This window comes from Actinoplanes sp. ATCC 53533, from assembly GCF_003947245.1.
Map to the genome: position 1 here is coordinate 1 of NZ_QHHV01000233.1, position 10243 is coordinate 10243.

Genomic DNA, 10243 nt, shown 5'->3' on the forward strand with positions numbered 1-10243 from the left:
ATCGACCTCGGCACCACGAACTCCTGCGTCAGCGTTCTCGAGGGCGGTGAGCCCACCGTCGTCGCGAACGCGGAAGGCTCCCGGACGACGCCGTCCATCGTCGCCTTCGCGCGCAACGGCGAGGTGCTCGTCGGCGAGGTCGCCAAGCGTCAGGCGGTGACCAACCCCGACCGGACGATCCGTTCGGTCAAGCGGGAGGTCGGCACGAACTGGTCCGTCGACATCGACGGCAAGAAGTACACCCCGCAGGAGATCTCGGCGCGGGTGCTCATGAAGCTCAAGCGCGACTCCGAGGCCTACCTCGGCGAGTCGGTCACGGACGCGGTCATCACCGTGCCGGCCTACTTCAACGACGCGCAGCGGCAGGCCACCAAGGAGGCCGGTGAGATCGCGGGCTTCAACGTCCTGCGCATCGTCAACGAGCCCACCGCCGCCGCGCTCGCCTACGGCCTGGACAAGGGCTCCAAGGAGCAGACCGTCCTGGTCTTCGACCTCGGCGGCGGCACCTTCGACGTCTCCCTGCTGGAGCTGGGCGAGGGCGTCATCGAGGTCAAGTCGACCTCCGGTGACAACCACCTCGGCGGCGACGACTGGGACCAGCGGGTCATCGACCACCTGGTCAAGACCTTCCGCGGCGAGCACGGCATCGACCTGTCCGCCGACAAGATGGCGCTGCAGCGGCTGCGCGAGGCCGCCGAGAAGGCGAAGATCGAGCTCTCGGCCGCCTCGACCACCAGCATCAACCTGCCGTACATCACGGCCGGCCCGGCCGGCCCGCTGCACCTCGACACGACCCTCAACCGGTCGGAGTTCCAGCGCATGACGCAGGACCTGCTGGACCGCTGCAAGGGCCCGTTCGAGCAGGCCATCAAGGACGCCGGCATCAAGGTCTCGGACGTCGACCACGTCATCCTGGTCGGCGGCTCCACCCGGATGCCCGCGGTGTCCGACCTGGTCAAGTCGATGATCGGCCGCGACCCGAACAAGGGCGTCAACCCGGACGAGGTCGTCGCCGTCGGCGCCGCCCTGCAGGCCGGTGTGCTCAAGGGTGAGGTCAAGGACGTCCTGCTGCTCGACGTGACCCCGCTGTCGCTGGGCATCGAGACCAAGGGCGGCATCTTCACCAAGCTCATCGAGCGCAACACCACGATCCCGACCAAGCGCTCCGAGGTCTTCACCACGGCCGACGACAACCAGCCGTCCGTGCTGATCCAGGTCTTCCAGGGCGAGCGGGAGATCGCGGCGTACAACAAGAAGCTCGGCACCTTCGAGCTGACCGGCCTGCCGCCGGCGCCGCGCAACGTGCCCCAGATCGAGGTCACCTTCGACATCGACGCGAACGGCATCGTGCACGTCGGCGCCAAGGACATGGGCACCGGCAAGGAGCAGAAGATGACGATCACCGGCGGCTCCGCGCTGCCGAAGGACGACATCGAGCGCATGATGCGCGACGCCCAGGACCACGCCGACGAGGACAAGCAGCGCAAGGAGGACGCGGAGACGCGCAACCTGGCCGAGCAGCTGCAGTGGCAGACCGAGAAGTTCCTGGCCGAGAGCGGCGACAAGCTGCCCGAGGACGCGCGCGGCCAGATCAGCGAGGCGCTGGGCGACCTGCGCGGCGCGCTGGGCGGCAGCGACATCGAGAAGATCAAGACCGCGCACGAGAAGCTGGCGCAGGTCTCGCAGCAGGCGGGTTCGCTGCTGTACGCGCAGCAGAACCAGGACGGCACGCAGGGCGCACCCGGCCCGGACGGCACGCAGGGCGCTCCCGGTGGCCCTGACGCGGGTGCACCCGGCGCGAGCGCGGGCCCGAAGGCCGGCGCGGACGACGTCGTGGACGCCGAGATCGTCGAGGACGACAAGAAGTGAGCCGGTCGGACGACGAGAACGACGGTCAGGGCACCGAGCGCGTCGTCATCCGGGACCGGCGCAAGATCGACGTGAAAGGTAAGGACACCAAGGTGGCCAAGCAGGCCGAGGAGGAGTCCGCGGGAGGCGCCCACCGCGCCGCCGAGGAGCCCGAGGAGGGCGTGATTGTCGACACGCCCGCCCTCGGGGCCGAGCTGGAGGCGTTGCGCACCGAGCTCGACGAGCGGACCAGGGACCTGCAGCGGGTGTCGGCCGAATACGCCAACTACCGCAAGCGGGTCGACCGCGACCGCAGCGTGGCCGCCGAGCAGACCACCGGCTCGGTGCTCACCTCGCTGCTGCCGCTGCTGGACGACGTCGACCGGGCCCGCGAGCACGGTGACCTGGTCGGACCGTTCGCCACGGTGGCCGAGGCGCTCAACGCCTCGGTCGGCAAGCTCGGTCTCGTGGCGTTCGGCGAGAAGGGCGACCCGTTCGACCCGACCCGCCACGAGGCGGTCGCGCATCTGACGTCCGCCGACGTCACGGAGCCGACCTGCGTCGAGGTCATGCGCCGCGGTTACACCCTGGGCGAGCGGCTGTTGCGGCCCGCCCTGGTCGCGGTCGCCGACCCCGAGTGACACGCACCTGTCCCGCCCACCGCGAGGTGGGCGGGACCTCGGCACATGCGACGACGATCCGGTGGAGGAGGTGGGCTGGATGAGTTCGAAGGACTGGTTGGAGAAGGACTTCTACGCCGTTCTCGGGGTGGGCAAGTCCGCCTCCGCCGATGAGATCAAGAAGGCGTACCGCAAGCTGGCCCGGGAGAACCATCCGGACCACAACCCCGGCAACAAGGACGCCGAGGACCGGTTCAAGGCCGCGTCCGAGGCGTACGACGTGCTGTCGGACGACAAGAAGCGCAAAGAGTACGACGAGATGCGCTCCCTGTTCGGCTCGGGCGCGTTCCGCCGGGGCGCCCGCCCGGGTGGTTCCCAGTTCGACCCGTCCGACCTGTTCGGCGGCGGGTTCAGCGGGGCCGGCCAGGGTGCCGCGGGCGGCGACCGCCGGTTCGGCGGGGCCGGGTTCTCCGACATCTTCAGCTCCATCTTCTCCGGCGGTGGCGCCGGCGGGGCGGGAGCAGGCGCACGCCGGGGACCCCAGCGTGGCCGGGACGTCGAGGCCGAGGTCACGCTCGACTTCGCGCACGCGGTCAAGGGCACGACGCTGCCGCTGACGCTGCGGTCGCCGGGTGTCTGCGACACCTGCCACGGCAACGGGGCGAAGCCCGGCACGGTGCCGCGGACCTGTCCGCAGTGCCACGGCTCCGGGCTGATCTCCCGCAACCAGGGGTCGTTCAGCTTCTCCGAGCCGTGCCGCGAGTGCCAGGGCGCGGGCAGCATCGTCGACGACAAGTGCCCGGAGTGCCGGGGCACGGGCGGGGTGACCAAAAACCGCACGATCAACGTGCGCTTTCCCGCCGGGGTCGCCGACGGCCAGCGCATCCGGCTCTCGGCCCGGGGCGAGCCGGGCGAGAAGGGCGGCCCGGCCGGCGACCTGTACGTGCAGGTCAAGGTCAGGCCGGATGAGATCTTCGGGCGCACCGGGGACGACATCACGCTGACCGTGCCGATCACGTTCGCGGAGGCGGTGCTCGGCACCGACCTGCGCGTGCCCACGCTGGACAGCCCCGTGACGCTGCGGGTGCCGGCCGGCACGCCGAGCGGCCGCACGCTGCGGGCGCGCGGCAAGGGCGTGCAGCGTCGCGACGGCCAGGCCGGCGATCTGCTGGTCACCGTCGAGGTGCAGGTCCCGTCCCCGGCCGCGGTGACCACCGAGGCCCGGGACGCGCTGGAACAGTTCGCGAAGCTCACGCCGAACGCCGAGCGGGAGCGCATCGAGGCCCGGCTGCGCCGCGGTTAGCTTCAGGACCTTTGTCAGGAGGTGGCACATGTATGAAGAGATCAGCATCTCGGTGGAGCAGGCCTCCGATGCGAAGGTCCTGATCATCTCCGTCGCGGCGAGGCTGGCCGGCATGCACCCGCAGACCCTGCGCCAGTACGACCGGCTCGGCCTGGTGCAGCCGGGCCGGGCCGGTGGCGGCGGCCGCCGGTACAGCGAGCGGGACGTGGCCCTGCTCCGCGAGGTGCAGAAGCTAAGCCAGGAGGAAGGTGTCAACCTGGCCGGCATCAAGCGGATCATCGGGCTCGAACAGCTCCTGGGTGAGCTGCAGGAGCGGATCGCCGAGCTGGACCAGCAGCTCGGCGACGCCTATCAGCGGATCGCTCAGCTCGAGGCCGTCGGGCCGTATCCGGGCCGCGATCTGGTCAGGCAGGAGCGCCCGTCGACCGCCCTGGTGGTGTGGCGGCCGCGCCGCTCGGGCGAGCGGTAACAGCCGGCTGTCCAGGACAGCCGGCTGTCTCAGCAGCGTCGGCCGGCTGTCTCAGCAGCGGTCGAAGGCGCCTTCAGCGTCGGCCGAAGGCGGCGAGGCGGCGGGGGTGGCGCACCAGGCCACCCTCGATCCAGTCCTCGTATTCGAACAGCTCGGGCCGGGTCATCAGCACCCGGCAGTTGTGCGCCCACATCGCCATCGGCTCGTCGCCGACCTCTTCCGCGCGCTCGATGTACTTTTTCAGCCGCCGCTTGCGCTGCGACGATGCGTTGGGACGCACGCCGTCGGCCGCGTAGATGTACATGCAGTGCAGCGCGAACCGGCGGGCCGGGCATTGCCGGTCCATCGCCAGCTCGAAAAGGGTCGGCGCCAGTACGTCACCCGCGATGAGCAGGTCCCAGTCGGACGGCATCGCGTCCAGGGGAACGGCCTCGGGGTGGTATGCCCAGGCCTGCAGCTCTTCCGGTCGCGGGTCGACCGGGTTGACAAACCCGAAGAATGCAGACTCGCGCACGGTCACGACGCCGCCTCGTCTAGCTCACTCATGCCGCCGTCCTCCCCGGCAGAGGGCCGTGCTGACCCGCTGGGAAGGCATCCCCCTGCATCCGGCGAGTCGCTGGTCACCCGATAACACGTTGTTGTCGCGGCGACACGTTAGCGCGAGGGGCGCGTTCTATGGAAGTCGTAAGAGATCACTTTCGGATACTGGCCAGTAGCTTAGTGCTCGCTGAACGCGGAAAGGGTCATTCAGCAGCTGGGAGGGCACCCACCGGGCGACGCACGGCGGTCCTTTTCCGGAGCTTCGCCTTGAACCAGGCGTAATCCGACAGGCGTGCCAACATCGGCCCGGTCACCACCGTGATGAGCACGTAGGCGGTCGCGAGCGGGGCCAGCTCGGGCTCGACGCCGGACGCCACGGCCAGCCCGGCGATGACGATCGAGAACTCGCCGCGCGGCATCAGGGCGAGCCCGGCCCGGACCTGGCCGGGCAGCGCGACGCCGACGCGCCGGGCGGCGAAGATGCCGGTCAGCACCTTGGTCAGCATGGTCAGCGCGGCGAGCCCCAGCGCGGGCAGCAGCACCGCCGGCATCGTGGCCGGGTCGGTGGAGAGCCCGAAGACGACGAAGAACACCGCGGCGAACAGGTCCCGCAACGGCGACAGGATCTGCACCGCGTGGTGTGCGACCGGACCGGAGAGCGCGATTCCCACCAGGAAGGCGCCCACAGCAGCGGACACCTTCAGCTCGGCGGCCACCCCGGCCACGAACAGGGTCAGGCCCAGCACGCTGAGCAGCAGCGCCTCGGCGTCCTTCACCGAGATGAAGCTGGAGATCACGTGGCCGTACCGGATCGCCATGACCAGCACCGCGACCACCGTGAGCACCGCGACGGCCAGCGCCTTGGCGCCGCCGAAGAGGCCCATCCCGGCCAGGACGGCGGTGACCAGCGGCAGGTAGAACGCCATCGCCAGGTCCTCGATGACCAGCACCGACAGGACCACCGGCGTCTCGCGGTTACCGAGCCGGCCCAGGTCGCCCAGCACCTTGGCGATCACCCCGGACGACGACACCCAGGTGATCCCGGCCAGGACCAGCGCGGCCTCCCAGCCCCAGCCGAGCAGGAACGCGAAGCCGGCCCCGGGCAGCGCGTTGAACAGCGCGTCGAGCACCCCGGCCGGCGCGGCCGAACGCAGGTTGCCGACGAGCTCGCTCGCCGAATATTCCAGGCCCAGCATGACCAGCAGCAGGATGACGCCGATCTCGGCGCCGACCTCGATGAACTCCTTGCTCGCCGACAGCGGCACCAAGCCGCCGTGCCCGAAGGCGAGCCCGGCGAGCAGGTAGAGCGGGATGGGCGAGAAGCCGAAACGGCGCCCGATGCGGCCGAGCATGCCGAGCGCGAAGAGGAGCGCGCCGACCTCGATGAGCAGGATCGTCGTGCTGTGCACTGTTCTCTCCTGAGGTGCCTTTGGCTGGGGTTTTCCGCCGCGGGTTGGCTCAGTCGGTGTCGCCGGCGAGGATGGCGGTGACGCCGTCCAGGCCCTCGCGGGTGCCGACGGCGACGACGACGTCGTTGGCCTCGAAGCCGAAGGACGGGCCGGGGGAGGCGATCACCTCGCGGTCGCGCAGGACAGCCACGATGGAGGCGCTGGTGCGGGTGCGGGCCCGGGTGTCACCGAGCCGGCGGCCGACGAACGGCGAGCCGGCCGGCAGCGCGATCTGCTCGGTGAGCAGGCCCGCGGCCTGCTGCCGGAGCCCGGCGAGCTGACCGAGCATCAGGGACGCGCCGAGGACGTCGGCGAGCGCCTCGGCCTCGTCGTCGGTGAGCGGGATCGACGCCAGGCAGGAATCGGGATCGTCCACGTCGTAGAGCACCAGGTCGCGACGGCCGTTGCGGTGCGAGACCACACCGACCGTACGGCCCGACGAGGTGATCAGGTCGTGCCGAACACCGATGCCTGGGAGCGGAGTCTGCTCTACCCGTACGCGCACGGCACCAACGGTATCGGATCAGTCAGGCAGGACGGGCCATCCGCTCGTTACGTACCACGATCAGCAGCGCCAGCCCGGCCAGGCAGAGCCCGGTGCACAGCCAGTACGCGAGCCGGTAGTCGAACCGCTGGGCGATCCCGAACAACGGCCCGGCCAGCATCGCTCCCATCGGAAACGAGTTGGTGAACAACGTCGTGGCCCGCCCGGGATGCCGGGGCAGCATGTTCTGCATGTAGGTGATGCCGAGGCCGGAGATCGCGGCGATGAACAGCGCGTTGAGCACCTGCCCGCCGATCAGCAGCCACAGGTCGGTGGACACGGCGACCAGCGCGAAGTAGGAGACACCGCACGCCGAGCCGGCGAATAGCAGCCGGCGAATCGGCATCCTGGTGGCGAGCACGCCCAGGCCCAGCATGAGCGGGATCTCGAACGCGGCGCAGAGCCCGAGCAGCAGGCCGGCGTCGCTGACATCGCCGCCCAGGTCGGTGCTGATGAACAGGGGCAGCGCCTGCACCGAGAGGGTCAGCGGCGTCTGCAGCAGGGTGAAGGCGGCGGCGGTGAGCCACAGCGTCCACCTCGGTGCGTCGGGACGGTCGTCGATCGGGGCGTCCGGGGCGCGGGCGACCGGCGCGGGAACCTCGTCCAGCCAGAAGATCGCGACCGCGGCGGCGAGTGCGTACATCAGCGCCGCCGTGCCGTAGACCCAGACGAAGCCGCCGGCGTCCAGCAGGAAGGCCGCCAGCGGCGGTCCGGCGACCCAGGCGAGCGAAAAGACCGTACGCAGGGCGCTGATGCCCAGGGCGGCGCGGGCCGGGTCGTCGCGTTCGAGCACCTGCCGGGCGTACGCGAATGCTTGCGGGAACAGCGACGCGGCCAGCGCGAACGTCGTGACCGTCAGCGCGAGCAGCACCCAGTAGTCGCGGGCGATCGCGGTCAGGCCGGCACCGAGCAGGCCGGCCAGCGCACCGCCGATCAGCAGCCGGCGCCGGATCGGCCACCGGTCGGAGATCCGGCTGATCAGGACGGAGCCGAGCACACCGGCGAGGGGCGTGGCGATCAGGAAGAACGTGATCTTCGCCGGGCCGGCGGCGACGTCCGTGCTGAGGAACAGCGACAGGAAGGGGGTGAACATGGCGGTCGAGCTGCCGACGGCCAGGAACAGGAAACCAAGGGGGAGCAGGGCTCGACCGATGCGTGCCCCGGACTGCGACGATGTCTCCGAGACCATTACGGCCACGCTACGGCCATCGGGTGGCGTTGCCCACGGTGACGCCGGTTACCTTCGACGGAGCGGGAGGTCAGGGCGATGACGGTGGCTCCGCCTCGGGCCCTGGGCGCTGTCGTGCTCGTTCTCGCGCTCGCGGGATGCTCCGTGGTCGACGTGGTTCGGCGCAGCCCGCCGCCACGGCCCACGCCCACGCCGCCACCCGCGGCGTTCGAGCTGCGCAGCAGTGTCGTCCGGGTCCCGGCGGGCTTCCACGCGCGGACGGTGTCGTTCCTCGACGCCCGCTTCGGGGCCGCGCTGTTCACCAAGTGCTCGCTTCCCAAGCGGCGGGTCGGCAACCACAACGACTGCACGGCCCGCCTGTTCGTGACCGATGACGGCGGCGGCAGCTGGGTCGCGCGGGATCATCCGGAGCCGGTCGCCGACGGGCACCAGCTCACGCTCGGTGTCGGCGGTCAGGTCGCCCTGCTCGCCGAGCCGCAGCACTGGTATCTGTCGAACGACGCCGGCCGAACGTTCCGGCCCAGCACCGTCGATCCGCTCCCGGCGGAGTACGAGATCTGCTGCGACCGCGAGCCGGAGCGCGAGGTGCTGCGGTCGGGCCGCCCGTTGCCGGCCGCGCCGGCCCTGTCCCAGCCGCTGACCTCGGTGCTGGCGCGGCCGGGGCGTGACCTGTGGGTGGCCGGCGCCGAGGGCACCGCCGTTTCCGGCGACGACGGGCGCAGCTGGACGACGGTGGTCGTGCCGGGCCGGGAGGCGGACGTCACTCAGCTGACGCTGCGGGCGTCGGCCGACAACGAGGACGTGTGGCTGCTCGCCGGGACGGTGGCCCCGCGGGCGTACCCGCAGATCTGGCGCCTCGACGGCGGCGCCTGGCTGCCGGTCGAGGCGGAGGGACATCCGCGCGACAGCATTTCGGCCGCCCCGGTGGGCGGCGGCGCGCTGGCGGTCTCCACCCCGTCCGGGATCGGGCTGGTCGCGCCCGGCCAAGGCTGGCGGCCGACGGACTGGCCGGCCCGGGGCCTGCTGCGCACGCTGCGCGACGGCACGCTGCTGGCCCGCGACGACCTGACCGGCGCCCTGTGGCTCGGCCCCGGCGGGGGCACCCGGCGCGCCTGGATCAAGCTGGAACTGAGACCCGAAACCTAAGTGGCATGCCCCGGTCGACTGGCCGACCTAGAGTTGAGTGGAATACGCTCAAGTCTCGGATTGCTGCACTACTGGGAAGATCCGATCCAGGGGAGCTCATGAACGCCGAACGACTGACCACCAAGAGCCGCGACGTCATCACCGGTGCGGTCGCCGACGCGAATCAGCGTGGCCACGCCACCGTTGAACCGTGGCATCTGCTTCTTTCGCTGCTCGACACCGGCGGTTCCACGGCGTCGGCGCTGCTGCGCGCGGTGGGTGCCAACCCGGCCGACGTACGGCGCGCGGCCGTCCGCGCGGTCGAGCAGCAGCCCTCCGCCCGCGGCTCCAGCACCGCGGAGCCGAGCCTGTCGCGCGAGTTCGTCAACGCGATCGGCGAGGCCGAGCTGATCGCCAAGCCGCTCGGCGACGAGTACGTCTCCACCGAGCACCTGCTGGCCGGACTGGCCCGCGTCGGCGGCGCGGTCGGCAAGACCCTGCGCGACGCCGGCGCCACCGAGGAGACCCTGGTCGGGGCCTTCCCCGCGGTGCGTGGCGGCGACCGGCGGGTCACCACCGCCGAGCCCGAGCAGACCTACCAGGCGCTGGAGAAATACAGCGTGGACCTGACCGCGCTGGCCCGCGAGGGCAAGATCGACCCGGTGATCGGCCGCGACGCCGAGATCCGCCGGGTGGTGCAGGTGCTGTCCCGGCGCACCAAGAACAACCCCGTGCTGATCGGTGAGCCCGGCGTCGGCAAGACCGCGATCGTCGAGGGCCTGGCCCAGCGCATCGTGGCCGGCGACGTGCCGGAGACCCTGCGCGACAAGAAGCTGGTCTCGCTCGACCTCGGCGCGATGGTCGCCGGCGCGCAGTACCGCGGCCAGTTCGAGGAGCGCCTCAAGAGCGTGCTCGAGGAGATCCGCAACTCCAACGGCCAGGTCGTCACCTTCCTCGACGAGCTGCACACCGTCGTCGGCGCCGGCAAGGGCGAGGGCTCGATGGACGCCGGCAACATGCTCAAGCCGATGCTGGCCCGCGGTGAGCTGCGGATGGTCGGCGCGACCACGCTGGACGAATACCGCGAGCACATCGAGAAGGATCCCGCCCTGGAGCGGCGCTTCCAGCCGGTCGTCGTCGGCGAGCCCACGGTCGAG

The 10243-nt window shown here is 71.0% G+C and carries 10 protein-coding genes; 6 read left to right on the top strand and 4 right to left on the bottom strand.

Annotation, left to right across the window (positions count from 1 at the left end; genetic code table 11):
- The 4 genes from dnaK to DMB66_RS50405 form a co-directional block, all read left to right on the top strand.
- Positions 1 to 1869, top strand: a 1869-nt coding sequence (gene dnaK, locus DMB66_RS50390; protein ID WP_125811219.1) for a molecular chaperone DnaK, incomplete at its 5' end; no start/stop codon positions are given.
- A complete protein-coding gene (gene grpE / locus DMB66_RS50395; RefSeq protein WP_125811220.1) occupies positions 1866 to 2489 on the top strand; it encodes a nucleotide exchange factor GrpE in 624 nt (207 codons plus the stop codon). The genes dnaK and grpE, both read left to right, overlap by 4 nt.
- Positions 2490 to 2568: 79 nt before the next feature.
- On the top strand, positions 2569 to 3771 hold the full coding sequence (dnaJ, locus tag DMB66_RS50400; protein WP_125811221.1) for a molecular chaperone DnaJ: 1203 nt from the start codon (positions 2569 to 2571) through the stop codon (positions 3769 to 3771).
- Between the two features lie 28 nt (positions 3772 to 3799).
- A complete protein-coding gene (locus tag DMB66_RS50405) occupies positions 3800 to 4240 on the top strand; it encodes a heat shock protein transcriptional repressor HspR (RefSeq protein WP_125811222.1) in 441 nt (146 codons plus the stop codon).
- Between the two features lie 73 nt (positions 4241 to 4313).
- Here DMB66_RS50405 and DMB66_RS50410 read toward each other — a convergent pair whose 3' ends face one another.
- The 4 genes from DMB66_RS50410 to DMB66_RS50425 all read right to left on the bottom strand — a co-directional run bounded on the left by DMB66_RS50410 (position 4314) and on the right by DMB66_RS50425 (position 7961).
- Entirely contained in the window at positions 4314 to 4760 is a 447-nt protein-coding gene (locus DMB66_RS50410; protein ID WP_125811223.1) for a hypothetical protein, read from the bottom strand.
- Between the two features lie 223 nt (positions 4761 to 4983).
- Positions 4984 to 6189 (bottom strand): cation:proton antiporter, encoded by a 1206-nt coding sequence (locus DMB66_RS50415; RefSeq protein ID WP_125811224.1) that lies wholly within the window; start codon positions 6187 to 6189, stop codon positions 4984 to 4986.
- A gap of 49 nt (positions 6190 to 6238) precedes the next feature.
- Positions 6239 to 6733, bottom strand: coding sequence for a cation:proton antiporter regulatory subunit (locus tag DMB66_RS50420; RefSeq protein WP_125811225.1), 495 nt, complete (start codon positions 6731 to 6733; stop codon positions 6239 to 6241).
- Positions 6734 to 6755: 22 nt separating this feature from the next.
- Positions 6756 to 7961: a sugar efflux transporter gene (locus tag DMB66_RS50425; RefSeq protein WP_125811226.1), complete on the bottom strand. Its 1206-nt coding sequence runs from the start codon at positions 7959 to 7961 to the stop codon at positions 6756 to 6758.
- A gap of 78 nt (positions 7962 to 8039) precedes the next feature.
- Between DMB66_RS50425 and DMB66_RS50430 the strand changes: the two genes are divergently transcribed.
- Positions 8040 to 9107 carry a hypothetical protein gene (locus DMB66_RS50430; protein ID WP_125811227.1) on the top strand — a complete coding sequence of 356 codons (1068 nt, stop codon included), beginning with the start codon at positions 8040 to 8042 and terminating at the stop codon, positions 9105 to 9107.
- 98 nt (positions 9108 to 9205) lie between these two features.
- Positions 9206 to 10243: Clp protease N-terminal domain-containing protein (locus tag DMB66_RS50435; RefSeq protein WP_125811228.1), on the top strand; the 1038-nt coding region annotated here is incomplete at its 3' end.